Source organism: Paenibacillus sp. LHD-117, assembly GCF_030929555.1.
GTDB lineage: Bacteria > Bacillota > Bacilli > Paenibacillales > Paenibacillaceae > Pristimantibacillus.
Genome location: NZ_JAVFVT010000042.1, coordinates 20,540 through 46,135 on the forward strand (window position 1 = coordinate 20,540; position 25,596 = coordinate 46,135).

Here is a 25,596-nt window from a genome sequence, read left to right on the forward strand (position 1 = left end):
TAATTATCCCGCGATCTTCTTCTTCTTCGGCAGGGAGCATAGCTGAACTTGATCGACTTCTTGCCAGCTCACCTTACCGGAGGAATTGCAAGCTTCGAGCTGAGGGCATTGCCTGTATTGGACAAGGGCGTCGTCAAGCGACTGACTCGCCTCGAGGACGGACGGGGCCGTAAACGATCCGTAGGTGTCGAACGTGAGCTCCATGATCCTGCGGAGCCGCTCGATTCGGTTTCTGCACTCGCATAGATTCATAGACATTCGCCTCCTTCGCGATAGAGTTGCTGGAACGCTTCATTATTTTACAACAAATAACGTTTATTGACTATATGTGGAAGCGTTCTTTTTTTCTCCATGACTAACGGAACATATTCCGCAGCACAAGCCATAGATTAGCCGGCTTCTCCGCGAGCCTGCGCGTGTAATAGGGGTACCACATCTCCCCGTACGGAACGTAACAGCGGATCCGGTATCCTTCGCGCGCCAAGTTTGCCTGCTCGTTCATTCGGAGGCCGTAGAGCATTTGGAATTCGAACGCGGACTTCGGAATGCGGCGTTCGAGCGCGTAACGTTTCACGTAGCGAATAATTGCGTCGTCATGCGTGGCGACTGCCGTATAGACGCCTTGATCCAGATGGAGGCGGATCATATGCTTGAACTGCTGAGCGACCTCGTCTTTCCTCTGATAGGCGATGGACGAGGGCTCCTTGTACGCGCCCTTCACGAGCCGCAAGCTAATGCCGTCATCGATGCAGCGTTCGGTATCCGAAGCGGTCCGGCGAAGATAGGCTTGCAGGACGGTGCCGACATTGCGGAGCCCTTCCGCATGAAGCCTCCTCACGATGTCGAGCGTTGCATCCGTATAAGGCGAATCCTCCATATCGAGTCGGACGAAGTTGCCGATCGAGGCGGCATGTCTCGCTACGGCCCTAATGTTCCGATAACAGGCTTCCCGGTCGAGGGCAAGCCCCATTTGTGTCGGCTTCAGGGAGACGTTGGAGGCGACGCCCTTGTCCGCGATGCCGTCCAGCAGTCTTATGTAGGCGTCGCGGTACGCTTCTGCCTCGGGCAGCTGCCGGATGCCCTCACCAAGATGATCGAGCGTGGCCATGATCCCTTTCTTGTTCAGCTCCTTCACCTGAAATAGCGCTTTCGGCAATTGCTGGCCGGCGATGAACCTGGAAGCCAATCTCTTGCCGTATTTGACCGTCAGCGCCCGAACCGCCCGGTTGCCTGCGATCGTCAGCAATGTTTTGCGATAAAGCTCCGTTCCGATTGCCATGCGAGACCTCCTTCACCGTTTCTCCCGCCTATAATGCATCGTTATACTATATGCGGGATGCCGCTCCCATTATTAGTTGGGGGGAAGGCTTGTCCCCGATCCAAAAAGCAGGAAAGACCCGTGCGGCACGGGTCTTTCGCCAAGATGCCTGCTGCGTCTCATGTCCTCATGCATGGAGGTTACAATCAGACATGGATTAATACCATTTAGAACCGAAGCTGAAGCTACAAGCGATAATCACCAGAAGGATGAAGAGAACCAGAATGGCTCCGACGTTATTATAAGCACCACCAACGCAACCGGACATTGTTACATGCACCTCCTTACGTTTTGAGTACTCTGTAGGTTATGCGCCTTTGGTTATCCGTGATTGGGTATCTGTTCCTATGGCATATAACTTCGGCTTAAGCCCAGTTTGCGGGACAAGTGTGGGGAATCGCATGGACAACGGCCGCGACGGGGTTCGATTGGTGAGGGTTTCGGCGCAAAATGTGCAAACGCACAATTTTCCTCTCCGCCTATACATTCGGGTGAAATATACATAGGATACTGTACCTTAACAATAAAGGAGCTGAAAATTTCATGAACTACGCAGCAAACGTTTCTGGCGGTGCTAACAACCACTATCCAGTTGCAGGTGCAGCTTGCGGTCCTGTAGGAGGCGCATTCAACAACGCTGGAGCCATTCTGGTCCTCTTCATCCTTTTGGTTATCATTGTGAAAACACTCTGCTATTAATCACCGCCGAACGCGTATCCACTAGCTGAAATAGCATGAAAACCCCCGAGCGGATCGGTTCCGCTTGGGGGTTTTACATTGCGCGCTTCCCTAGAAGCGGGTGTTGGCGCCGGACTCCACATTTCGACATAATAACTTTATAATGGACATAAGGTTCTGAAGATAAAGGGGGACGTGTCATTTGAGGAAAATAATCGCAACGGTCGGCTTATGGGCATTGCTCTTGGCCGTGCTAGCTGCTTGCGGTACGAATAACGATCGGACCGAGGCCGTCGCGGAGGAGAAGACGCAGCTGACGTTGTGGCATAATTTCCACGGGGACGATTTGCGTTCCGAGACGATGCGCGGAATCATCGAGGAATACAAGGAAGCGAATCCGACCGTCGAGCTGAAGATCGAAATCATCCATCCGGATGAATACCGCGCCAAGATAGGCAAAGCTGCGGAAGAGGACAAGCTTCCGGATGTGTTCGTCATGTGGAGCGGGGCAATGACAAGGGATTACGCCGCGGCGGGCCTCGTTCAGCCGATTAATGAGCTCTTAAGCGACAATCCGGAATGGAGGGACGGCTTCCTGCCGGGTTCGCTTGAAGCGTTCACGGAAGGCGATAATACGTACAGCGCGCCGATGGGGCTGTCGCCTACGTCGATTCTCTATTACAACAAATCGATTTTCCTGGATCAAAAGCTGACCGTTCCGCGGACCTGGGAGGAGCTGCAGGACGTTATCCGCAAGCTGAACGTTAACGGCATTACGCCGATCGCCCTTGGCAACAAGGCCGGCTGGCTGGCGCAATCGAGCATCTTCAGCTCGCTGGCCGACCGGGTCACGGGAACCGATTGGTTCATGAGAGCGGTCCGGCAGGACGGGGCGGCCTTCACGGATCAAATATTCGTGGACGCGCTTGCGTACATGGAGAGGCTTGGCGAAGCCGGTGCCTTCCAAGAAGGGTTTGGCGAGATCGATAACCTGGAGATGGAGCTCATGTTCGCGCGCGGCGAAGCGGCAATGATGATAGACGGCGGCTGGGCGCTCTCCAATCTGGCCGCGAATGCGACCGAAGACGAGCTGCAGCGGCTAGGCGCGACCGTGATGCCTTCGATGCCCGAAGGTCGAGGCGACGAGCGCGCGTTGTCCGGCGTCGTGGGCTCCGGCATGGCGCTCGGCAGCAAGGCGGAGGGTGCGAGGAAAGATGCCGCGCTGCGGTTGATCTACGCGATGTCTGGTCCCGACGCTCAGAGAAGGACGCTCGAGAGCAACCAATTGGTCAGCTACAAAATTCAGCTCGAGAGAAACAAGGTGTCGCCGATCTTCGCGGAAGTGTACGAGCTCGTGAACAGCGTCGGGCTCACGCCTGTATACGACGGCTATTTGTCCACTGAAGCGTCGAATGTTTTGAACGAAGGGTTGAAGAAGCTGCTCGCCGGCCAGGCGGAGCCGGAAGAGGTCGCGGAGAGTGTGCAAGCGGCGCAGGCCAAGTCGGCAAACCAATAACATCCGCAAAAATTAGCCGAAGCGGCAAATGGGGAGAAACCAAGGGGGAGCAAATGACGAACGAAACGAATAAAGGGCACGCGCCGGTTCCCGTCTACGTGCTGACGGGATTTTTGGGCAGCGGCAAGACGACGCTGCTGACACGGCTGCTGGAGCGGCTGAAATCCGGCGGGCTACAGCCGGCCGTTATTATGAACGAGCTCGGCGACATCAATCTGGACGGACAGCTCGTCGAAGGCGGCGTGCCGATGGCGGAGCTGCTGAGCGGCTGCATCTGCTGCAGCATGCGCGGCGATCTCGGACTCGAGATTGACGGCCTCATGCGCAAGCATCGTCCGGGAGCCATCGTGATCGAGGCGACCGGAGCGGCCAATCCGATGGAGCTGCTGGACGGGGTGACGGAGGCGGCGCTGTATCGGCCGGTCGAGCTGAAGTCCGTCATCGCGGTCGTGGACGGCCCGCAGCTGCTGGACCGAAGCCGCGACGGTAAAGGTCGCACGTTCAAACTGATGCGGGATCAGATTCGCTGCGGAACGGCGCTGCTGCTGAACAAATCGGACCGGCTAGCGCCCGAAGAGCTGGTGGAAGCGCAGCAGCTTCTACGGGACATGAACGCCTATGCGCCGATCATTCCGACCGTCCGCTGCGAGACAGAGGAGTGGGACAGGCTGCTTGGGGGAACCGGCGAAATGATTATCGAGGCTGGCGCGGCTGGCGGGCGGAGTTCCGATCACGAGACGGAAGGCAATCGGCATCATAGCCACTCCCATGTCATGGCGGTTACGCATTATTTGCGCGGACCTGTCGACAGCGAGGCGTTCGAGAGGCTGCTGAACGGGCTGCCAAGCGACATCTACAGGGCGAAGGGCATTGTCTCTTTCTCGGATACGTCGAGCGGAAGCCGGTTCTTGTTCCAATATGCGTACAAGGAAACGGATTTCATTCGAATCGAGCCGCAAGGCGAGGTATTGGACGTAGCCGTCTTCATCGGCGAACATTTCTCTCGGGAGCTATTGATCGAGAAGCTGCGCAAGCTGGAAAACGGGGAAGTGGAGTCATAATTTGTCGCATCATGTCTATTCGCGGGTATGGTTGGTTAAAATAATCCAGATGAGGCGATTACGCCTCGGCATACCAATGCGATGGAAAGGTGAGAGAAACATATGATGATCAGAAAAATATCGTGCGCGCTAGCGGCGGCGGTTATTCTATCGTCCGCGTACGGATTGACGTCCTCCGCGGCGGCAGAACGTGTATCGGGGGCAACGATGGCTTCGGTATCGGCGGAGGGTCCATTGCTCTCGCAGAAGGTCGAAGGCGAAGGCGGGCATCATCGCGGAGAGATGTCGCGCACGGAGTTCGAAGCTTATCGCCTGGAGAAGCTTCGCGAGATGGCGGCCTACTTCGGACTCGAAACTGACGGCAAATCGGCGGACCAGCTGAAGCAAGAGCTGAAGGAAGCGAGAAAAACGAATCCGGAGAGATGGGAAGCGTTCAAGGCGGAGCATCATGCGAAGCGGCTTGAGCGCCTGCAGCAGATCGCCAAGGAACAAGGCATCGCGATCGAAGGAAAGTCGGCGGAGCAGCTCCACAAGGAGCTGAAGAGCGCGCACGGCGAACAGTGGCCAGGACGCTCCAAGAAGGATACCCGTCAAGAGCCGGCACCTCCTCCGACGGTTGCTCCAGCGCCATCGCCGGCACCGTCCGTCGCGCCGACAGCGGCTCCGACGCCGATGCCGAAGCCGGACAAAAAGCCCGATGAGAAGGGTGCGGAATCGGAAGGCAAAGGCAACGTTGGCGGAGCCCAGGAGAAAGGCAACGTGGGCGGAGCCCAAGATAAAGGCAATGTAGGCGGAGCCCAGGAGAAAGGCAACGTCGGCGGAGCCCAGGAGAAAGGCAACGTGGGCGGAGTTCAGGAAGGCAAGCAGGACAAATAGAGCAAGCGGCAACAAAACAAGGCATGGATCCGGTTCGCGAGAACCCGGGTCCATGCCTTGTTTGAAATATAAGAAAGTAAGAGAAAGTTCTATGCCTCGAAGCATTCTTGAAATACTTTGCTTAATCCGTATTTGGACGGGGCCTCGTCTTTGCGGTCGATCCACTTCCCGCAGGTAAAGTCGGGGAAAGCCACCGGCATACTGCCTAGGGCTACGGATTCCTCAGACAGGCAGGTAACGGCCATCCAGGCTGCCGTATCATAAACGTCGATAGGCGCGGGAGTTTGGTTGAGTACGCTTTCGAAAAACGCCCGCAGCACGAGGAAATCCATACCCCCGTGGCCGCCTTTTACGCCGGAGCTTCGGAACTCCTTCCAAAGGGGGTGCTCATATTTGTCCATATAGCTCTCAAGGGGTTCCCAGGCGTCTTCCCCGGCCTCGTGCTCGGATGGAGATACGCCGTCGATATAAACGGACTTTTTGTCTTCCATCCAGATGCCCTTCGTGCCCTGGACTCTTCCGCCTCTGGAATAAACTCTCGGCAGCGAAGTATCGTGAATGAGGAAGATGGTTTCGCCATGGGCGCATTTGATCATCGTCGTAACGACATCGCCTTGAGCGAAGTCCAGGCTGGCATGTTCATGATTCTCGCCTTTGTTGTCGACGATCCACTGGCGCAAGCCTTTGGCTTTCGAAGACATGGAGGTTAAAGATACGAATCGGTTGCCCCTGTTGATATCCAGGTATTTGGCAATCGGCCCGATCTCGTGCGTCGGATAAACTTCTCCGTTCCGGTGCAAGTAATTTTGGAAACGATAATGGCGGTTCTCGAGTCCCGTGGCGATTTCGTGGCGCAGATCATGCTGATATCCGCCCTGGCAATGGATAAGCTCGCCGAATAGACCTTGCTTCACCATATTCAGAATGGTCAATTCTTCTCTGCCGTAACAGCAGTTCTCCAGCATCATGCAGTCGACCCCTGTTTCTTCGCTGACCCGTACCAGCTCCCATATTTCGTGAAGGGAACAGGCGCCGCCGACCTCCATGCCTACCGGCTTGCCGGCTTTCATGGAGGCAATGGCGATTTCTCTATGGGCCGTCCAGGAAGAAGGCGTAATGACGCAATCCACGTCGCTTCTTTTTACCGCCTCCTTATAGTCCCCGCATGTGTCCGGCCTGTAGCCGCGCAGCTCCATCACCAAATTCGCGGCATTCTCCATACGATCCTCGTACAAATCGCAAACGACGGTGATTTTTACATCCTCCATGTCGCATATGTTGCTCATCAGACCCAAACCGCGGCCGCTTACGCCGATTACCGCTACGTTAATCGTCTTATCCATATGATCCTCCCGCTCTAAAAAACCTGTACTATATTGCGATATTATGACCAAGTTTCTCATGCATCCATCAAAGAAATAGATTGATATTGATACACTTTTATTATATCTTTAGCCGTATGGAAGTACATGAACATAATCGGCATTAACCTGCAATATTTTGCTCTTATCTGATGTGAAAGGTTTGATCGGCATGCATGGCTACAGCGGATCGGTTCTGGAGGATAACGTCTACTTAGGCCACGAGGAATTGTCTGCTCCTTATTTCATTAACTGCTGCGGTTATTTGAAGCACGATGGTCTGGACGTATCCTTGGAGCGTACGAGAATGGATTTTTATTTGATTTACCTGATCAACGGGGCTGGCCATTACATCACGAGCAGTGGCACCGTAACGGCAAAGGCCGGCAGCATCGTCCTGTACAGGCCCGGCGAGCATCAGCATTACTTTTACGAGGCCGCCGACAAAGCGGAGCTCTATTGGATCCATTTTACGGGAGGGCAGGCGGAGAGCTTCATGAAGGAACTGGGGTTCAACGACAGCCATTTTTTTCAGGCGGGGATGCGCGCGGAGTATATCGAGCTTTTCGAAAACATCATCCACGAGCTGCAGATGAAAAAGCCCCATTACCATCAATTGAGCATAAGCTACTTTCTTCAACTGTTAACTCGGCTGTCGAGGGGCGCGGACGCTTCGGGTAACGGCGAAAAAAAATCCGAAAACAGCGATCTGGAAGCCGTGATCAAGGTTATGAACGAACAATTTCATCACGAGCATGCCATGGATCATTATGCGAAGATGAGCAATTTAAGCGTGTTTCAGTTCATTCGAAACTTTAAAAAACGAACCCGGTATTCTCCGGCCAAATATATAGAAAAGCTAAGAATCGCGAAGGCTAAGGAGCTGCTCCGCGATTCAAACTTATCAATAGCGGAGATTTCGGCGGTTGTCGGTTACAGGGATCCTTTTTATTTCAGCAAGGTTTTCAAGAAAACATCCGGTGCAACCCCCTCGGATTTCAGGGGCAGGGCGTAATACGGTCTAGGCGCGTTCAGCGATATCGCGTTCGGCGTAGGCAGGCGGGCGATTTGAGGGTGCACAACGGGACGAATGTGTACGAAAAATCGTGCTCGCAACGCCCATCCGGGGTGCATCTGGCCGAATGTGTACGAAAAATCGTGCTCACGACGCTCATTCGAGGTGCATCGGGCCGAATGTGTACGAAAAATCGTGCTCGCAACGCCCATCCGGGGCGCAACGAGACGAATGTGTACGAAAAATCGTACTTGCAACGTCCAACTGGGGTGCATCGGGCCGAATGTGTACGAAAAATCGTACTCACGACGCCCATTCGGGGTGCATCGGACCGAATGTGCAACGCCCAACTGGGGTGCAACGGGCTGAATGTATATGAAATTTCAAACACGCAGGGGCTGTCCCTAAGTCATCTATGACTTTCGGGACAGCCCCTCTTTCGTTCCTAAATCGTCCATCCGTTATGGACGAGCGCGCTGAGGTACCAGCCGCCTTCATGTGATTCCAGGACCAGAATGAGGCTCTCCCAATCCATGCCTTCATACTGCTCGTCGAAGCCGCTGAAATGGTAATCGACGACATAGCAGCCCGGGAACACATCCTTTAAGTTCGGCTCGGTATTGCCTTTCCCTAGGATTTCGTCCCAGCCGACCTTCTCCGCGTAAAGGAAATCCTTGTCGTAGATGAACTTCTTGAAGTAATCGCCGAACGTAAGCTCGATGGGTTCACCGGATCCGTCGTACGAGCCCCAAACGTGCAGCACGTCATCCGCCAATCCCGGAAGCTCTTCCGGCGAAAACCGTTTGGCTTGTGCGGCATCGACATGCACATAGGGGGAGAACAACACGCCTTTCTCCGGATGAACGTACGACTTCAAGGTTTCCGGATCGGAATCCTTTAAGGCAAGCATAATCGCAGCGGCCGCATCCTGCGGCGTCCCGAACTTCTTGTCCTGTCCGCCGCCTTCGGCGGAAGGGCTTGGTTCGGCGGACGGTCCGGGCGTGCTCTCGGCTCCGGAAGCCGAAGGCTTCGCGGTCGCGCTGCCGACCGGATCGTTGCCAGGCCGATTCTCCCCGGTCGAGCATCCCGTCAAGAATGCTGCCGTTATGATGAATAGAATCGCTAATCGCTTCATTTTGCCGCACCTCGCTTTGGTCTTGACGACCTTTAATGGATTACATTTCAGAATGGCCTCGTTAGAAAGTGATATCATTTCTTGATTATTGTTACACTATTCAGACGATATCTATGAGCATAATTGTTGCAACTTATTGCGTCTTGTTTTCTTCAGCTTCGTCTGTTAGGATAGAAATTGTTTAGTAAAATTATTAACTAAAACAGATAAAATGAACGAACGAAGAACGGGAGCGAAGGAATGGCAACGATCAAACAAATCGCCGCAGAGGCGGGCGTATCGGCCGCGACGGTATCCCGCGTGCTCAACAACGACGCGACGCTGGCCGTGAGCGAGGACACGAGGACCCGTATTTTCCACATCGCCGAGAGACTCGCCTACAAACCGGCAAGGCTGAAGAAGCTGAAGCAGGAAGAGCATCTCTCCCGTCAGCAGATCGGGTTGCTGATGTGGTCCTCCCTGGAGGACGAACGCGACGATCCCTACTTCTCGTCCATCCGCAGGGGAATCGAGCTGCGATGCGAGGAGCTAGGCATGACGATCGCGAAGGTGCTTCGGGGGCGCGGCGGCTCCGAGTTGTCGCCTTGTCATCACCTGGACGGCTTCATCGCCGTCGGCTCTCTCCGCGTAGAGGACGTTATCGAACTCTACGGAAATCCGGACCGAATCGTGTTCGTGAACCATCCGGAAGTTCCTGCCGCGTGCGATTCGGTCAACTTGAACTTCGAAGCCGCGACCCGGGAGGCGCTCTCGCATCTGCTTGCGCTCGGCCATACCCGAATCGCCTATGTCGGCGGTCCGGAAACGATACACGGCCTAGGACCGGGTGGCATCTCGGACGACGCCGACCGCGTCCCGGCCAACGATCCGCGCCGTTCCGCCTTCAAGGCGTTGATGAGCGCCAATGGGATGTACCGGGACGAATACGACATCGTGTCCGAATGGTCTTCGAACGGCGGATACGTCGGCATGCAAGCGCTGCTGGAGCTGGACGAACGTCCGACGGCGTGTATGCTGGGCAGTGATCCCATGGCGGTCGGAGCCCTTCGCGCGTTGCATGAAGCGGGAGTCGCGGTGCCCGGCGGCATGGCAATCATCGGCTTCGACGATATCGAAATTTCGGCTTATCTGAGCCCGCCGTTGACGACGGTGAAGGTGCATACCGAGCTTATGGGGCGTACGGCCGTGCAGCTGCTGCTGGAGCGGATCCAGGGGCGCGAGCCGGCTATTCACGCGATAGTGAACACCACGATGGTCGTCCGGGAAAGCTGCGGAAGCCGGCTACCGCAGATCGTGGAGTGAGCGGAGCAAGCGCGTCCTTACGCCAAGCCCGTCTTCGACTCGTCCGGCTACGATTATTCGGAGATTGGCAGTTCTTCGCGTATACAACCGATTTTTAATAATAGGGAGGCCTACTCAACATGTCCATTCATTATGATGAAAAGAGCCACATTTTCCATCTTCAATCCGGCGGCGCTAGCTATGTGCTCGGCGTGACGAAACAAGGTTATTTGGCCCACTATTATTGGGGCAGGAAGGTTCGCGGCACCGCGCTCGAGCGGCTGCTGGAGCTGAAGGAGCGCGCGTCCTTCTCCCCGAGCACGGATCTGGAGCAGCGCGAGCTGTCGCTGGACGTCATGCCGCAGGAATACCCCGTGTACGGAAGCTCCGACTTCCGCATGCCGGCCTTCCAGGCGCAGCTTGCCGACGGGACGACCGTCACGGAGTTCGTCTACGACTCGCATCGCATCGTGCCGGGCAAGCCGGCATTGCCGGGTCTTCCGGCGGTTTATGCCGAAAGCGCCGAAGAGGCGGAGACGCTCGAGATCGACTTGCTGGACGCGCATTCCGGCCTTCGCGTCACGTTGTCCTACACCGCATTCGCGAACCACAACGCGATCGCCCGTTCCGTTAATGTGGCCAACGATGGCCAAACGCCGATCAAGCTGCTGCGCGCTTACAGCGCGAGCTTCGATCTGCCGCATGACCGGTTCGAGCTGCTCCAGCTGTCTGGCGCTTGGTCGCGCGAACGTTACGTGCACAAGCGCAAGCTGGTGCCCGGCCTGCAAGCGGTGGAGAGCCGCAGAGGCTCCAGCAGCCATATGCAGAACCCGTTCATCGCTTTGCTCTCGGAAGGCTCGACGGAGGAGCACGGCGACGTTTACGGGGTCAGCCTCGTCTACAGCGGAAGCTTCGCCGCTGGGGTCGAGGTGGACCAATTCCACACCGCGCGCGTCTTCGCGGGTCTGAACAGCTTCGATTTCAGCTGGCTGCTCGAGCCGGGCGAGACGTTCCAGACGCCGGAAGCGATCATGGTCTTCTCTGGCGAGGGTCTCGGCGGCATGTCTCGGAGCTACCATGAGCTGTACCGGACCCGCCTGTGCCGTGGCGCGTTCCGCGACCAAGCGCGTCCGATCCTGATCAACAACTGGGAAGCAACTTATTTCAATTTCAATGCTGGCAAGATCGAAGCAATCGCGCGGGCGGGGCAGGAGCTTGGCATCGAGCTGTTCGTGCTGGACGACGGCTGGTTCGGCAAGCGCGACAGCGACAATTCATCGCTCGGCGATTGGTTCGTCGACCGGAACAAGCTGCCGAACGGCCTCGAGGATCTCGTATCGCGGGTGACGTCGTCGGGCATGGAATTCGGACTATGGTTCGAGCCGGAGATGGTGTCCCCGGATAGCGAGCTCTACCGCAAACATCCCGATTGGTGCTTGCATGTTGAAGGGCGCAGACGGACGCAAGCCCGCCAGCAGCTTATCCTTGATCTGTCGAGGAAGGATGTCCAGGACTACATCGTCGAGGTCATTACCGCGATTCTGTCCAGCGCGCCGATTACGTATGTGAAGTGGGACATGAACCGCAACATGACGGAGATCGGCTCCGCGCTGCTTCCGGCCGAACGGCAGCGGGAAACCGCGCATCGCTACATGCTAGGCTTGTACGCCGTGCTGGAGCAAATCACTTCGAGCTTCCCGCATGTCCTGTTCGAAAGCTGCTCCGGCGGCGGCGGACGCTTCGATCCCGGCATGCTGTACTACATGCCGCAGACTTGGACGAGCGACAATACCGACGCGATCTCGAGGCTTAAGATCCAGTACGGCACGAGCATCGTTTATCCGATCAGCGCGATGGGCTCCCACGTATCCGCCGTGCCGAACCATCAGGTCGGCCGGATCACTTCGCTTGAGACAAGGGGCAACGTGGCCCTGTCGGGCAACTTCGGCTACGAGCTGGACCTGACCCAGTTCACGGACGAAGAGAAGGAGCTCGTGAAGGAGCAGGTAGCCAAGTACAAGGAGATCCGCCATCTCGTGCAATTCGGCGACTTCTACCGGCTGCTCAGCCCGTTCGAAGGCAACGATACTGCTTGGATGTACGTGTCGAAGGACAAAAGCGAGGCGGCGGTCGTGTTCGTGTCCGTGCTGCAGGAGGCGAATCCGCCGCTCGGCCGATTCTGCATGCAAGGGCTGGATCCAGCGGCCGATTACGAGCTGCAGGGGGAAGGCGGCAGCTACGGCGGCGACGAGCTCATGTATGCAGGCCTCGCGAAGCCGCAGTTCCATGGCGATTTTGCGAGCAAGGTGTACCATTTGAAGAGAAGCGAATAAACCTTCTGCCGATTTGCGAAACAGAGTGGAACAGAACGGAGAGTAACAGAACGGAGAGTAACAGAACGGAGCGGAGCGGTGCCGACGAGGCGCGACGCTCCGTTTTGTTTTTGGGAACGTCTCGTAGATTGCTGCATTTGGTACAGTAAATATTGATTGAACCCCATTGAGTTAGAGCTATTCCAGCATTTCGTACATGATTTTTTTAAGTTTTCTAGCCTTTGTAGAGCGTTGAGCAGGTAATTGCTGCAGGGAATGCAGGAATTATAGATATGCTTTCAATCCACATGCAAAATGATGCACAGAATACAGGATTGTTTACACCGTTCACGCTGCCGATCCATTATCGGTCAAGAGCCTGGAGCATTCATGGAAAAAAAGGTTGCGCTTGACGTTACGTCAAACGATATGCTGGCGACATTAAAAGTGCCGCACCCCGTCTGAGGTTTGCGGACTAATTGCAGAAATGCATCTAATGCGCCGCGGGCCAGGCCGTTGCGGCGACATCAGATGCACTAAAGTTCTTTTCGTGATTCCGTCCGACTCGCTCCCTACACCGCCTGCAGTCCGGCCTGATTCAGCAAGTTCCACGGTTTGTTGTAGTGCGGCTGGAAGAAGAAGTCGACGAAGCTGAGCTGATCCATCGTCATGCCGTTCTGGATGCATACCGACAGCGTGTTGATCGATTGCGTCAGATCGACCTTCGAGAGCACCTGCGCCCCAAGGATGCGACCGGTCTCGGCGTCGTAGACGACTTTCAGCGTAACGGGTTCGTACGTCGGCATAAATTCCGGACGGTAGTTGTCTTGTATTGTGACATTTTTCACATTTATGCCCGCGGCAACGGCGGCCGTCTCCGTCAATCCGGTCGAAGCGATGTTGTAATCGTATATTTTGATGCCCGACGTACCCTGCGTACCCAGGTATTTGACGGTTGGAGCCATCAGGTTGCGGGCGACGAGCGTGCCCATACGAACGGCATTCGTCGCCAGCGGAATGTAGGCGTGCGCGCCTGTCGGGTTGTAACGGACCGCGCAGCTGTCTCCGGCCGCGAATACGTCCGGCTTGCTGGTGCGCATGTATTCGTCAACGAGAATGGCACCGTTCGGCAGCATGTCGATCTGTCCGCGAAGCAGTTCCGTGTTGGGACGGAAACCGATGCACAGGACGACCATATCCGCTTCGAATTCGCCGTTGTCCGTGACGACCGCGGCCACCATGCCTTCGGCGTCGCCCTTGAACGATTGCGCGGTTCGGCCGAGGGCAAGCTCCACGCCTCTGTCCGCAAGCTCCCGCTCGGTCACGTCCGTGAATTCCCGGTCCAAATATTTGTAAAGAATTCGGTCCATATTATCGATTAGCGTCACCTGTTTGCCAAGCGTTTCGAACGCCTCCACGAGTTCGATCCCGATGTAGCCGGCGCCGATGACCGCTATGCGGCGGGCGTCCTTCGCCTTCTCGATGATCGTCTGGGCATGGCCGTAGTTTTTGCATAACAGAATATTGTCCAGCCCGATGCCTTCCAGCTTCGGAATGATCGGCCACGAGCCGGTCGTGACGACGAGCTTGTCGAACGAATGCGCGAAGCTTTCGCCGGTCGTTAAATTCCTTACTTGCAGGTTCTTGTTTTCCGTATCGACGGCGAGCACCTCATGCTGCATATGCGTCTTCACCCCGAGTTCCGCAAGCTGCGCAGGCGTTGCGTAGAACAGGTCTTCGGCTTTCTTCACGACGCCGCCGACATGCAGCGCGATGCCGCACGAGAGGAACGAGATCGTGTCATTTTTCTCGAATACGTTAATTTCTGCGTCCGGATACAACTTCGCCATGTTCAGAATCGCGGCTGTTCCAGCGTGCGTGCAACCGATCACGGCAATGCGGGTTGGGTTTGTCATAAGTGTCATATTTAACGCCTCCTAGTCAGTAATCGTGAATGTTTTCACAATCTAATCCGTAATGTGATTTAATTCACAATCTTATCTTGCTCTTATCATATGCCAGTTTGGCAAAAATGACAATGGCTAATTTGTGAACAATTTCACAGCCGCAACTTCCCACGCGATGAGCGCAAGAATTTGCGGCTGTCCGATTGCCGATGTAGCTAGTTAACTCGTCGTCTCGAACGAAAACTGTTGATCCGTTCCGCCGTCATCCGTCATCTGGATCGCGTCGGCGCCGTTCGAGGTGGAGCCGTCCGTAATGGTGATGACTTTGCGGCTTTTCACATTCATGAGCTTGTAGTAGCCGCTGCCTGCGCTAATGACGCGGAACAGCTGGTTTAATCCGCCGTTGTCGGTATATTGAATCAAGGTCGCTCCGTCGGTGGTCGCTCCGCTCGTGATGTCGAAGATTTTGCCGCTGTTTCGATTCTTGATCTTGTAGTACCTGCCTCCAACGTCGGTGAACTGCCAATGCTGACTCGTCCAGCCCCCGTCCGAATACTGCTCGATGACTGCGTTATTGGCCGTAGAACCGCTCGTAACGCCAAGAATGAGTCCGCTGCCCCGATTCTTGAATTTGTACCAGGACGTAGTGTTGACCGGCGGGTTGGTCGATCCGGATAACGTGCCTGCCGCCGCGTCGATCGTAAGCTGGTCATACCAGTTCAGAGACATTGAAGTTGACGTGGGGAACGAGATCGGCAGCCAGACGTATTCCGACGTGTTGACCGGTCCGCCCCATGCGCCTGCCCAGCGGTCTCCCATGTAGAGGAAGGAGGTGTCAGACGAGCCTTCAACCGGAAGAACGTATGTCGATTGCGACTGGTACGTGTTAGCGTTGCCTACATTTACGAGCGAGCTCCATGTCCCGGTAATGCTGGATGCGGTCGCGTATTTGGCCTGATTCGGGTTCCAGCCCGTCGCGCCGGACGTGACGAGGAAGTAAGTACTGCCGCGCTTGAATAAAGCGGGAGCTTCGCGGTATTGGTTATCCCATAGGGTGGTGACGAGCGAGTCGACGCTCAGGAAATCGGAAGAGAGGCGGTAAATGTTGAGGTCGGCGTTCACTTGCGTGGCGGAGATCAGATAAGCGGTGCCATTATCGTTGTAGACGGTCATATCGCGGGAATCGTAGCCGAGCGGCCGGAAGCTGCCATGGTAAGTATAGGGGCCTTCGATGCTCGAAGCGGAAGCGACGGCGACTCTGGCTTCGCCGTAATCGACGCCGTTTTCCTTGTGCATCCACATGACGTACTTGCCGGTAGAGGCGTTGTAAATAACCTTCGGCCGTTCAATGTTCGCCGTGGCAAGCTCCGGCGCCGAAGTTTTGCTGAGGACATGCGCGCGAAACTCCCAGTTCTTGAGGTCCGCGGACCGATAGACGGAAACGTAATTGGTGCCGTCCCGATTTTCTCCGAACCAGTAATAGTAGCTGCCCGACTTCAAAATGCCGCCGCCGTGCGCTTGAATCGGATTGCCGCTCGTATCCTTGAACTGAAAGCCGTTGTCGATCGTTACCGGCGCCGCCGAGGCAGGGAAAACAAAGACGCTCCCGCCGAAGCTGATCAAGAGCAGATAAACGCAAAAAAAGCGAAACTTACGGTTCACCATTCATTCCTCCTTTGAAATAGGGGTCATCCTGGCATTCGTTTTCCGGAAGCGCTTCCAGATCTATTTTGGCATATGGGCGGCTTCTCTGCATCCAACTATTTTTACGAATCGGGTAAAAATCGCGGTATAGGCCGCAAAACTTAAATGTAAGATTATCTAACATTTATGATTGACGAAACGCGGAGTCGCAACTATAATGATGACAAGAGTCAGGAAACATAACATTAGAATATCGGTTCCCAAAAGATAGAATAGTGGAACGCCAAGCCGTCTAGGGTTCCGTTCGCTGCGCAGCAGTCGAAGCCTGGTCCGAGAGACGGCGTATGGAAGCCTATAAGCCAATCGCGGCCGGACGCTTCCATATACACGGAAGGACAAAAGCCTGGGAGATTATCTCCCGGGCTTTTTCTTATTTTTTGCAGCCATCGGTTGCTGGCAGGAGAGAGAAGGCGGCGAATCACAACCAATTGGAGGGAGCTCTGTGACGATGATGAAAAGATGGAAAACGGGTCTTGCTTTGGCGGTTCTATTGCTAATGGGGTTGGTAGGGGCCGGATGCAGCGAAGGTTCGGGCGGCAATTCGGGGGACGGAGGTTCCGACGAGCCGATCACGCTCGCGCTTAGCCCTTGGCCGGGCTGGTACATGTGGTACATAGCGGAGGAGAAAGGATTGTTCGAGAAACATGGCGTTAACGTGAAGCTGGAGTTTTTCCCGGTCTACAGCGATTCGCTGCAGGCGCTCGCCACGGGCAAGGTGGACGCGAACAGCCAGACGCTGAGCGATACGCTTGCTCCGCTCTCCAAAGGCATCAAGCTGAAGGCGGTCCTCGTGAACGACAACTCCGACGGCGGCGACGCGATCGTCAGCAAAACGGAGATCGGGTCGATCGCGGAGCTGAAAGGCAAGACGGTCGCGACGGAACTCGGCACGGTCGATCACCTGCTGCTGCTGACGGCGCTGGCGGAGAACGGCATGACGGAGAAGGATGTCAACTTCGTCAATATGACGGTCAACGACGCGGGCCCTGCTTTTATCTCGGGCAATACGGACGCGTCTGTGCTGTGGGAGCCGTTCCAGACGATCGCGGTGAAGGAAGGCAAAGGTAAGGTGTTGTTCTCCTCGAAGGATACGCCGGGGCTGATCCCGGATCTGCTCGTGTTCCGCCAGGAAGTCGTGGAGAAGCGGGCGGATGACGTGCAGGCCATTATCGATGCTTGGTTCGAGGCGCTGGCCTACTACGAGGAGAATCAAGAGGAAGCGATCGCTCTCTTGGCGGAGAAGGCGGAGACGACGCCGGAAGACTTCAAGCTGGGACTCGACAGCATCAAGCTGTTCAGCGCGGAAGACAACGTCCATGCGTTCGAGGCGCGCGAAGAATACACGTCGCTGAGCTACACGGGCAAGAAGACGGCGGAATTTCTGAAGAGCTTGGATATGGTGGACGAAATCAAAGATATTAACGTGCTGTTCGAGCCGAAATTCGTTCAAGCCGTCGCGGAGAGGTGAACGCCATGAAGCCGCAAACATCGAAGAGGCGAAAGCCGCTCAGCAGCAAAATGTTCAGGGAATTAGGCACCCGGCCGTTCGCGCTGACGGCGCTGGCATCGTTCCTGTTCTTGCTTGTCGGTTGGTCTTTACTCAGCTACACAGAGGCGGTAAACCCGACCTTCCTGCCAACGCCGGATAAGGTTATCGCCGAGCTGGGCATCCAGCTGACCAGTCCCGAATACTGGGAGCATATCGGCATCAGCGTATTCCGCGTCACGGCCGGCTTCCTGCTCGCCTGCATCGTGGGCATCCCGCTCGGCATATTGGCCGGATCGTTTAAGTACGGGGAGGCGTTCATCGAACCTCCCATGGAGTTCATCAGGTACATGCCGGCCGTCGCCTTCATCCCGCTTATTATGGTGTGGGCCGGAATAGGGGAGTGGGCGAAAATATGGCTCATCTTCATCGGCTGTTTCTTCCAGCTGGTGCTGATGGTGGCAGATATTACCCGTCGCGTTCCGCCGGACCTGATTCAAGCTTCGGCTACGCTCGGAGCGGGACGATGGAAAATGATCGAGACGGTCATCGTCCCCGCCATACGGCCGCAGCTGATGAACACCCTTCGCCTGATCTTGGGCTGGGCGTGGACGTATCTGGTCGTATCGGAGCTGATTGCTGTTAACAGCGGGCTTGGTTATGCCATCATGAAGGCTCAGCGATTCCTGAATACGGAGGAAATCTTCGTGGGAATTATCGTGATCGGCGGGCTTGGATTAATAAGTGACAGAATATTCGCATTTTTGAATAAACGGTTATTCCCTTGGGCGTAAGGGATGTGATTGACTGCAAGGCATGACAGGCTATTAGCGAGGGGGAAATGACATGAACGCTATGTGGGGAATGACTTTGGGACCGGGGGCCAAATGGTCCGGCGCGGTCGGCCGCGGCAAGCTGCTGCGGTTCACGGCTATGGGTGAAGGCGCGAACGTGTCGCTGCTGCTCTATAACTTGAAGGATTTGACGGAGCGATACAACATGCCCGACACGCTAAAAGCGCAGCATACGTCCCATCTGACCATAGGGCATGTGCTTATGAGCGACAACGGCCGGGCGATGGCCGGCATCGTCGAGGACAGCTTGGGCTGGCATGATCCCATCGGGGGATATACGACGAGAGAGTCGACGGATGCCAAATACGGCAAAACGACGTACCAGGCGCTTCGCAACGATTGGCTGCGCAGCGGGCAAGAAAATTTGACGGTGGAGCTGATCCGCAACGGGCTGACGAAACGGGATTTGGTTCCCGTCGTTAATTTGTTCTCGAAGGTGACATGCGCAAGCGACGGATCTATGGCTTACGATACCGGCCACTGCGTAGCGGGGGCGACGATCACGCTGCGAACCGAGATGGATGTGCTGGTCGTGCTGTCGAATACGCCGTCGCCGCTCGATCCGAGGGAAGGATACCCATCCGTGCCGGTCAAGGTAGAAGCGACGCGGGCCGATGCGGTAACGAACGACGATTTTTGCTTGAATTTCCGTCCGGAGAACAGGCGGGCTTACGAAAACACGGAGAGCTATTACGCATTATTGGGATAAACGAAATAAACCGGATGACGGAAGCGACAAAGGGGGAGAGGGCTATGACGGTATTTAACCGGGTAGAAAGCGGGCGCAAGCCGGAGGAGGCCATTTATGCGGCGACGGTGGAAGCCGGCGACGGCTGGATCTACGACATCGAACCGGGACAGGTGCTGCGGATCGTAGATGTGGAAGGGAACCAAGCGGCGGATACGCTGTTCTACGACGCGGACGCGCCGGAGGATCATTACAGCGCGATCCGGACCATTACGGGCCAAAACAATGTGTACTTGACGGCGGGCTCCGTGCTTCGCGCCGAATCGGGCAACGGACTGCTGGAGTTCGTCGCGGACACTTGCGGCAGACATGACACGCTTGGCGGCTCCTGCTCGGCGCAGAGCAACACGGTCAGGTACGCCCATGACAAGCTGCCGATGCACAATTGCCGGGATACTTTCATGCTGCAGCTGGCGGGACGCGGAGAGCCGTACTCGAAGCGGGATCTCGCTCCCAACATCAATTTTTTCATGAACGTCCCTCTCACGCCGGATGGCGGACTAACCTTCGCGGACGGCGTATCGTCTCCAGGAGCTTACGTGGAGCTGAAGGCGCTCAGGCGGACGACGGTGCTGATCAGCAATTGCCCGCAATTAAACAATCCATGCAACGCTTATAATCCAACGCCGATCGAGGTCATCGTCTGGGAGGGATAGCCGTATGTTCAACAAGATTCTCATCGCCAATCGCGGCGCCATTGCCGTAAGAATCGAGCGCACGCTGAAGAGGCTCGGCATCGCGTCCGTGGCCGTTTATACGAAAGCCGACCAGGACAGCCGCCATGTCGATCTGGCCGACGAAGCGGTGCTGATCGGCGAAGGGCCGGCCAAGGAAAGTTATTTGAATGCTTCTCGTATCCTTGATATCGCGGAGAGGACGGGGGTTCAGGCTATTCATCCCGGCTACGGCTTCCTGAGCGAGAACGCCGATTTCGCGAGAGCGTGCAGGGAGAGAGGGATCGCGTTCATCGGTCCGACTCCGGAGCAGATGGAGCAATTCGGGCTCAAACATTCCGCTAGAGAGATCGCGGGACGCGCGGGCGTGCCGATGCTGTCCGGGACTCCGCTGATCGAAGAGCTTGCCGAAGCCTTGTCCGCGGCTGACCGGATCGGTTATCCCGTCATGCTGAAGAGCACGGCCGGCGGCGGAGGCATCGGCATGCGGGTATGCGCCGATGCGGAAGCGCTCCAGGCGGCGTTCGAAGGGGTCCGCCATTTGGCGGAGACGAACTTCAAGAACGGCGGCGTATTCCTGGAGAAATACATCGCCCGCGCGAGACATGTCGAGGTCCAAATCTTCGGCAACCGCTTTGGCGAAGTCGCGGCGCTCGGGGAGCGGGATTGCTCCGTGCAGCGGCGCAACCAGAAGGTGCTCGAGGAGAGCCCCGCACCGAATCTGCCGGAGGATGTGCGCCAATCGATGTTTGCCGCCGCAAAACGGCTGGCGGCCGAGGTTGGCTACCGTTCTGCCGGAACGGTGGAATTTTTGTACGACCCGGATGCTTGCGAGTTTTATTTCCTTGAAGTGAATACGCGGCTGCAGGTGGAGCACGGCGTTACGGAGGAAGTGCTCGGCATCGATCTGGTGGAATGGATGGTTCGCGAAGCGGCGGACGAGTTGACCGGCTTGGATAAACTGGTCGGCTCCCCGCAAGGACACAGCATTCAAGCGAGAATCTATGCGGAGGACTGCCTGCAGGACTTCCGTCCGAGCGCGGGCCAGCTGGATCGCGCGGTGTTCCCGGGCGATGCGCGCGTCGAGACTTGGGTTCGCGACGGTATGACCGTCACGACGCTCTACGACCCGATGCTGGCAAAAATTATCGTCCGCGCCGGAAGTCGGGAGGAAGCGCTGGATAAGCTGTCCGTGGCGCTCGCGGAAACGCGGTTCCACGGTCTCACGACCAATCTGTCGTACCTTCAAGCTTTGCTGCTCGGAGAGGAGTGCCGCAGCGGCAACGTCTACACCCGGATGCTGAACGGGTTCTCGCCGGCGGAGCATGCGCTCGAGGTGCTGGACGGCGGGGTGCAGACGACGGTTCAAGATTATCCCGGACGTTCGGGTTATTGGGATGTTGGCGTCCCGCCAAGCGGGCCGATGGATGCGTTGTCCTTCCGGATCGGCAACAGGCTGCTGGGTAACCATGAGGAGGCAAGCGGCCTGGAGCTCACGCTTCGCGGCGGATCCTACAGGTTCCGCGACGACATTCGGTTCTGCGTCACCGGCGCGGAGATGTCGCCGAAGCTGGACGGACAGCCGGTCGAACGCGGCGTGCCGACGATCGCCAGACGGGGCGAAACGTTAACGTTCGGCGAAGCGGCCGAAGGCATGCGAGCGTATCTGCTCGTAGAAGGCGGCTTCGATATGCCGGGCGTGCTCGGCAGCTCGTCGACCTTCACGCTTGGCGGCTTCGGCGGCTACGGCGGCCGAGCGCTGCGGACCGGAGACGTGCTGGGCGTGCACAGAGTACCTTCTGGTGCGCTTATCGGATGGGGTTCCGAGAGCAACGGTCGCTCTGACGTCACCTTTGCTGCCGATCTTCCTCCCGGTCCTGCGTCCGACTCGTCTTTGGCCGCGTTGAAGAATCGTCCCGCGCTCTCCGGCATCGTCCCGATGACGAGGGAATGGACGATCGGCGTTGTCCCGGGGCCGCATTGCACGGGCGAATACTTGCGGGAGCATTATCTCCGGGAGCTTGCGGAGACCCGGTTCGAAGTCCACTTCAACAGCTCCCGGACGGGCGTGCGACTCATCGGCCCGGTACCGGCATGGGCGCGCGAAGACGGCGGGGAAGCGGGTCTCCATCCATCCAATATTCATGATAACGCCTACGCGGTGGGGACGCTGGACTTGACCGGCGACATGCCGATTCTGCTCGGTCCGGACGGCCCCAGCCTCGGCGGGTTCGTCTGCCCGGTCACGACCGCCACGGCCGAGCTGTGGAAGCTCGGCCAACTGCGCCCGGGAGATTCCGTGCGATTCAAGCTGATCACGCTCGAGCAGGCTGCGCTCCTTCGGCGGAAACAAGAAGGGCTGTTGAATGCGATAGGCAATGTCGCTGGCGCCGCGGGAGACGAGGAGCTCGCGTTCGATGCGCTAGCTGCGATGGAGCAGGCCGAGCTTGGCTCGGATTATCCGCTTCTCGTGAGCGAAAGCGCGGGCAGACGGTTCAAAATCGTCATCCGCTGCGCGGGCGATGCGAATCTGTTGGTCGAATACGGAGAGATGGAGCTGAATTTGCTGCTTCGCTTCCAAGCGCATGCGCTTATGGAAGCGATCAAGAACAGCGGAGACATTCCGGTGCTCGATCTTACGCCGGGCATCCGATCGCTTCAAGTGCATTATGATCCGGAGCGGATCGGCGCGAAGGAGGCTTGCCGCCGCATTCTGGCGCTCGACGCGGGCCTGCCTCCGCTGGAATCGATGAAAGTGCCGTCGCGCGTCGTCCGTCTGCCGCTGTCCTGGGACGATCCCGAGACGCAGCTGGCGATCGAGCGGTACCAGAACAACGTTCGGCCCGACGCGCCTTGGTGTCCGAGCAATCTGGAGTTTATCCGCCGGATGAACGGCCTGGACGGCATCGAGGACGTCATGGATGTCGTGTATAACGCGAACTATCTGGTGCTCGGGCTCGGCGACGTCTATCTCGGAGCGCCGGTCGCCACGCCGCTGGATCCGCGCCATCGGCTCGTCACGACCAAATACAACCCGGCAAGAACATGGACGCCGGAGAATGCGGTCGGCATCGGCGGCGCGTACATGTGCGTGTACGGCATGGAAGGACCGGGCGGCTATCAGTTCGTCGGCCGGACGATCCAGATGTGGAACAAACTTAGGGAGACGGAGAGCTTCAAGCCGGGAAGCCCGTGGCTGCTTCGTTTCTTCGACCAAATCCGATTTTATCCGGTGGAAGCGGACGAATTGCTGCAGCTCAGGGAAGATTTCCTGCGCGGACGGTTCGAGGCGGACATCGTGGAGACGACGTTCGATCTCGGCGAATATTTAACCTTCCTTGATTCGATTGGCGAAAGCGCAGGCGTCTTCAAGGCCGCGCAGCAGGCCGCTTTCCGCGAAGAACGGGAGCGTTGGCGGGAGCTTGGCATCGCAGAGTACGTGTCCGAACAGGAGTCGGCAACGGAGTTGAGAGAGGAAGCCGCTCCCGAAGGCGCGGTCGCCGTACGCTGCTCGATGCCGGGGAGCGTCTGGAAGGTGAAGGTGGAGCCGGGCCAGCGCGTGGAACGAGGGGAAGTCATCGTCGTCGAGGAGAGCATGAAGATGGAGTTCGCCCAGGAAGCCCCGTGCTCGGGAATCATCGATTCGATTTTCGTGAAGCCGGGCGACGAGGTGCAGGCCGGACAGCTCCTCGCTTATATTTTGGAAGAAAGCGGGGTGCTGGTCTGATGGGGAATGGGAAACCGGCTGCAAGTTGGACGATTGAAGCGCTTCGCGAAGCATACCGCAGCGGCGAAACAACGCCGGAAGCCGTGATCGAAGCGATCGTAGAGCAAGCCGAGAGGGACACGGGAATGAACATCTGGATCGCTCCGCCCGATCGGGAACGCATCCGACCTTATTTGGAAAGGCTCTCCGAGCTCGATCCCGAAGAAGCTCCGTTATGGGGCATCCCTTTCGCTGTCAAAGATAACATCGATCTGGCAGGCGTGCCGACAACGGCGGCTTGTCCGTCTTTCGCCTACGAACCGGCCGCGCATGCGCCGGTCGTGGCAAGACTCATCGGCGCCGGAGCGATTCCCGTCGGGAAGACGAACCTGGATCAGTTCGCGACCGGGCTCGTAGGGACCAGAAGCCCTTACGGCGAGACGCATAACGCGCTGCGGCCCGAGCTGATCAGCGGCGGCTCCAGCTCCGGCTCGGCCGTTGCCGTGGCTCGAGGGCAAGCGGCGTTCGCGCTCGGCACGGACACCGCCGGCTCCGGCCGCGTCCCGGCCGCGCTTCAAGGGCTCGTCGGCTGGAAGCCGAGCCTTGGGGCATGGCCGACACTCGGCGTCGTGCCCGCTTGCGCCAGTCTCGATTGCATCACCGTATTCGCCCATTCGCTAGCGGATGCGCGGCTCGTCGACGGGATCGCGCGCGGGCCTCACGCCGAAGACCCTTGGTCGCGGGACGTTGCGGCGTTTACCGTATCCGGTTCCGCTTTATCGGGTGAATCCGCAGATGGCGATGTTTCGGACTTCGTCGCCATTGGCGGAGCCAAGGCTGGCGGATCGATCCGGCCAGCGAATACCGCCAAGATTTTGTTGCCCTCGGCGGACCCGGAATTCTACGGTCCGTTCGCTTCGGAATACCGCGCCGCATGGCGAAGCACGGTGGAGAAGCTGGATCGTCTGGGCGCGCCGATCCATCGCGTAGATACCGCGTTGTTCGCCGAAGCCGCGGCCATCCTGTACGATGGTCCCTGGGTGGCGGAGCGCTGGGCGGCGCTTGGCGAGTTCATCGAAGAACATCCGGGAGCGGCTTTCCCCGTTACGGAACGGATTCTGCGCACGGGGGCTTCGAAGGAGCATGACGCGGCTTCGGTATTCCGTGCCATGCACAAGCTGCAGCGACTCAAGCTAGAGGCGCGCGGGTTGCTCGAAGGGGCGGCGCTTCTGCTGCCGACCTGCGGCGGAACGTGGACGCGGGAGGAAGTCTTGCGCGATCCGGTAGGGACGAACAGGGACATGGGCAGATACACGAACCATTGCAACCTGCTCGACCTGTGCGCCGTCGCATTGCCGGCCTATGAAGCTGCGACCGAGCTTCCGTTCGGAGTCACGCTGTTCGCGCTCGCCGAGAACGAAAGCCTGCTGTGGGAGTTGGGTGCTCGGTGGACGGGCGAAACGACGGTCTCTGACGGTCGACTGGAGACGGATCCGGCTCCCGATACCGATCCCGCGGAGCCTGCGCTTGCCGAACTCGCCAGCCCGTCTCCCGGCATGACGCATGTCGCGGTTTGCGGCTTGCATATGCAGGGTTACCCGCTGGAAGCCCAAATGAACGCGTGCGGCGCGCGGTTCCTGCGCAGGATGAGGTCGGCGCCGAGTTACCAACTCCTTCGTCTACCGACGGTTCCGCCGAAACCCGGCATGGTGAAACGCCAGACAGGCGGCTCCGCCATCGAGCTTGAGGTTTGGGAGATGCCGCTTGCTTCCTTCGGAGGCTTTGCGGCGGGCATCCCGGCCCCGCTTGGCATCGGCAAGGTCGAGCTGGAGGACGGCACGGAAGTGCCGGGCTTTATTTGCGAAGGTTATGCCGCTCATTTGAACGGCGCGGAAGACATTACGGCGACCGGAGGCTGGCGAATGGCCTCGCCATTGCCGATATTCGAGACAAAGGAGCGATAG

At 57.5% G+C, this 25,596-nt stretch carries 19 protein-coding genes and 1 riboswitch; of the genes, 13 read left to right on the forward strand and 6 right to left on the reverse strand.

Translation table 11 applies throughout. The features are described from left to right. Window positions 1-3 precede the first annotated feature (3 nt). Both RB620_RS25550 and RB620_RS25555 read right to left on the reverse strand, forming a co-directional pair. On the reverse strand, window positions 4-252 hold the full coding sequence (locus RB620_RS25550) for a Spo0E family sporulation regulatory protein-aspartic acid phosphatase (protein WP_308099343.1): 249 nt from the start codon (window positions 250-252) through the stop codon (window positions 4-6). Window positions 253-355: 103 nt separating this feature from the next. Then, a complete protein-coding gene (locus RB620_RS25555) occupies window positions 356-1,279 on the reverse strand; it encodes a proline dehydrogenase family protein (protein ID WP_308099345.1) in 924 nt (307 codons plus the stop codon). A 582-nt stretch (window positions 1,280-1,861) separates the two neighbouring features. On the opposite strand from RB620_RS25555, the gene RB620_RS25560 reads away from it, so the two are divergent. The 4 genes from RB620_RS25560 (at window position 1,862) to RB620_RS25575 (ending at window position 5,449) form a co-directional block, all read left to right on the forward strand. Continuing rightward, on the forward strand, window positions 1,862-2,017 hold the full coding sequence (locus RB620_RS25560) for a hypothetical protein (protein WP_308099347.1): 156 nt from the start codon (window positions 1,862-1,864) through the stop codon (window positions 2,015-2,017). A 181-nt stretch (window positions 2,018-2,198) separates the two neighbouring features. Next, on the forward strand, window positions 2,199-3,512 hold the full coding sequence (locus tag RB620_RS25565) for an extracellular solute-binding protein (protein ID WP_308099350.1): 1,314 nt from the start codon (window positions 2,199-2,201) through the stop codon (window positions 3,510-3,512). 53 nt (window positions 3,513-3,565) lie between these two features. Further along, the gene (locus tag RB620_RS25570; RefSeq protein ID WP_308099351.1) at window positions 3,566-4,573 is read left to right on the forward strand and encodes a CobW family GTP-binding protein; all 1,008 of its coding nucleotides are present in this window, start codon (window positions 3,566-3,568) and stop codon (window positions 4,571-4,573) included. A gap of 102 nt (window positions 4,574-4,675) precedes the next feature. Next, on the forward strand, window positions 4,676-5,449 hold the full coding sequence (locus RB620_RS25575) for a hypothetical protein (RefSeq protein WP_308099353.1): 774 nt from the start codon (window positions 4,676-4,678) through the stop codon (window positions 5,447-5,449). An 89-nt stretch (window positions 5,450-5,538) separates the two neighbouring features. Here RB620_RS25575 and RB620_RS25580 read toward each other — a convergent pair whose 3' ends face one another. After that, the gene (locus RB620_RS25580; protein WP_308099355.1) at window positions 5,539-6,792 is read right to left on the reverse strand and encodes a Gfo/Idh/MocA family protein; all 1,254 of its coding nucleotides are present in this window, start codon (window positions 6,790-6,792) and stop codon (window positions 5,539-5,541) included. A 190-nt stretch (window positions 6,793-6,982) separates the two neighbouring features. Between RB620_RS25580 and RB620_RS25585 the strand changes: the two genes are divergently transcribed. After that, window positions 6,983-7,825 carry a helix-turn-helix domain-containing protein gene (locus RB620_RS25585; protein ID WP_308099357.1) on the forward strand — a complete coding sequence of 281 codons (843 nt, stop codon included), beginning with the start codon at window positions 6,983-6,985 and terminating at the stop codon, window positions 7,823-7,825. 445 nt (window positions 7,826-8,270) lie between these two features. Here RB620_RS25585 and RB620_RS25590 read toward each other — a convergent pair whose 3' ends face one another. After that, the gene (locus RB620_RS25590) at window positions 8,271-8,960 is read right to left on the reverse strand and encodes a hypothetical protein (protein ID WP_308099359.1); all 690 of its coding nucleotides are present in this window, start codon (window positions 8,958-8,960) and stop codon (window positions 8,271-8,273) included. A 240-nt stretch (window positions 8,961-9,200) separates the two neighbouring features. Between RB620_RS25590 and RB620_RS25595 the strand changes: the two genes are divergently transcribed. Further along, window positions 9,201-10,262 carry a LacI family DNA-binding transcriptional regulator gene (locus RB620_RS25595; RefSeq protein WP_308099361.1) on the forward strand — a complete coding sequence of 354 codons (1,062 nt, stop codon included), beginning with the start codon at window positions 9,201-9,203 and terminating at the stop codon, window positions 10,260-10,262. 119 nt (window positions 10,263-10,381) lie between these two features. Then, window positions 10,382-12,574, forward strand: a complete 2,193-nt coding sequence (locus tag RB620_RS25600) for an alpha-galactosidase (protein WP_308099363.1) — start codon at window positions 10,382-10,384, stop codon at window positions 12,572-12,574. A gap of 551 nt (window positions 12,575-13,125) precedes the next feature. On the opposite strand, the gene RB620_RS25605 is transcribed toward RB620_RS25600, so the two are convergent. Together RB620_RS25605 and RB620_RS25610 are read right to left on the reverse strand one after the other, a co-directional pair. Continuing rightward, window positions 13,126-14,478, reverse strand: coding sequence for an FAD-dependent oxidoreductase (locus tag RB620_RS25605; RefSeq protein ID WP_308099366.1), 1,353 nt, complete (start codon window positions 14,476-14,478; stop codon window positions 13,126-13,128). A 201-nt stretch (window positions 14,479-14,679) separates the two neighbouring features. Further along, entirely contained in the window at window positions 14,680-16,125 is a 1,446-nt protein-coding gene (locus tag RB620_RS25610; RefSeq protein ID WP_374121459.1) for an RICIN domain-containing protein, read from the reverse strand. Between the two features lie 260 nt (window positions 16,126-16,385). Continuing rightward, window positions 16,386-16,516: riboswitch (guanidine-I (ykkC/yxkD leader) on the forward strand. 96 nt (window positions 16,517-16,612) lie between these two features. Here RB620_RS25610 and RB620_RS25615 point away from each other — a divergent pair. Genes RB620_RS25615 through RB620_RS25640 form a run of 6 tightly spaced genes read left to right on the forward strand, consistent with a single transcriptional unit; the run spans window position 16,613 to window position 25,596 of the window. Continuing rightward, window positions 16,613-17,632, forward strand: a complete 1,020-nt coding sequence (locus tag RB620_RS25615) for an ABC transporter substrate-binding protein (protein WP_308099368.1) — start codon at window positions 16,613-16,615, stop codon at window positions 17,630-17,632. Window positions 17,633-17,637: 5 nt separating this feature from the next. After that, on the forward strand, window positions 17,638-18,444 hold the full coding sequence (locus RB620_RS25620) for an ABC transporter permease (RefSeq protein ID WP_308099370.1): 807 nt from the start codon (window positions 17,638-17,640) through the stop codon (window positions 18,442-18,444). A gap of 52 nt (window positions 18,445-18,496) precedes the next feature. Next, on the forward strand, window positions 18,497-19,213 hold the full coding sequence (locus RB620_RS25625) for an urea amidolyase associated protein UAAP1 (RefSeq protein ID WP_308099372.1): 717 nt from the start codon (window positions 18,497-18,499) through the stop codon (window positions 19,211-19,213). Between the two features lie 44 nt (window positions 19,214-19,257). Then, entirely contained in the window at window positions 19,258-19,908 is a 651-nt protein-coding gene (locus tag RB620_RS25630) for an urea amidolyase associated protein UAAP2 (RefSeq protein ID WP_308099374.1), read from the forward strand. Window positions 19,909-19,912: 4 nt separating this feature from the next. Further along, on the forward strand, window positions 19,913-23,653 hold the full coding sequence (gene uca, locus RB620_RS25635) for an urea carboxylase (RefSeq protein ID WP_308099375.1): 3,741 nt from the start codon (window positions 19,913-19,915) through the stop codon (window positions 23,651-23,653). Next, complete coding sequence (locus tag RB620_RS25640; RefSeq protein WP_308099376.1) at window positions 23,653-25,596, forward strand: allophanate hydrolase; 1,944 nt, start codon at window positions 23,653-23,655, stop codon at window positions 25,594-25,596. The genes uca and RB620_RS25640 overlap by 1 nt, the downstream gene beginning before the upstream one ends.

Excerpts from the sequence above, each read along its gene's own strand:
- RB620_RS25600 (WP_308099363.1), top strand. The coding sequence starts at position 10,382 with ATGTCCATTCATTATGATGAAAAGAGCCACATTTTCCATCTTCAATCC.
- RB620_RS25575 (WP_308099353.1), top strand. The coding sequence starts at position 4,676 with ATGATGATCAGAAAAATATCGTGCGCGCTAGCGGCGGCGGTTATTCTA.
- RB620_RS25580 (WP_308099355.1), bottom strand. The coding sequence starts at position 6,792 with ATGGATAAGACGATTAACGTAGCGGTAATCGGCGTAAGCGGCCGCGGT.
- RB620_RS25625 (WP_308099372.1), top strand. The coding sequence starts at position 18,497 with ATGAACGCTATGTGGGGAATGACTTTGGGACCGGGGGCCAAATGGTCC.
- RB620_RS25595 (WP_308099361.1), top strand. The coding sequence starts at position 9,201 with ATGGCAACGATCAAACAAATCGCCGCAGAGGCGGGCGTATCGGCCGCG.
- RB620_RS25630 (WP_308099374.1), top strand. The coding sequence starts at position 19,258 with ATGACGGTATTTAACCGGGTAGAAAGCGGGCGCAAGCCGGAGGAGGCC.
- RB620_RS25585 (WP_308099357.1), top strand. The coding sequence starts at position 6,983 with ATGCATGGCTACAGCGGATCGGTTCTGGAGGATAACGTCTACTTAGGC.
- RB620_RS25555 (WP_308099345.1), bottom strand. The coding sequence starts at position 1,279 with ATGGCAATCGGAACGGAGCTTTATCGCAAAACATTGCTGACGATCGCA.
- RB620_RS25610 (WP_374121459.1), bottom strand. The coding sequence starts at position 16,125 with ATGGTGAACCGTAAGTTTCGCTTTTTTTGCGTTTATCTGCTCTTGATC.
- RB620_RS25620 (WP_308099370.1), top strand. The coding sequence starts at position 17,638 with ATGAAGCCGCAAACATCGAAGAGGCGAAAGCCGCTCAGCAGCAAAATG.
- uca (WP_308099375.1), top strand. The coding sequence starts at position 19,913 with ATGTTCAACAAGATTCTCATCGCCAATCGCGGCGCCATTGCCGTAAGA.
- RB620_RS25640 (WP_308099376.1), top strand. The coding sequence starts at position 23,653 with ATGGGGAATGGGAAACCGGCTGCAAGTTGGACGATTGAAGCGCTTCGC.
- RB620_RS25560 (WP_308099347.1), top strand. The coding sequence starts at position 1,862 with ATGAACTACGCAGCAAACGTTTCTGGCGGTGCTAACAACCACTATCCA.
- RB620_RS25550 (WP_308099343.1), bottom strand. The coding sequence starts at position 252 with ATGAATCTATGCGAGTGCAGAAACCGAATCGAGCGGCTCCGCAGGATC.
- RB620_RS25570 (WP_308099351.1), top strand. The coding sequence starts at position 3,566 with ATGACGAACGAAACGAATAAAGGGCACGCGCCGGTTCCCGTCTACGTG.
- RB620_RS25590 (WP_308099359.1), bottom strand. The coding sequence starts at position 8,960 with ATGAAGCGATTAGCGATTCTATTCATCATAACGGCAGCATTCTTGACG.
- RB620_RS25605 (WP_308099366.1), bottom strand. The coding sequence starts at position 14,478 with ATGACACTTATGACAAACCCAACCCGCATTGCCGTGATCGGTTGCACG.
- RB620_RS25615 (WP_308099368.1), top strand. The coding sequence starts at position 16,613 with ATGATGAAAAGATGGAAAACGGGTCTTGCTTTGGCGGTTCTATTGCTA.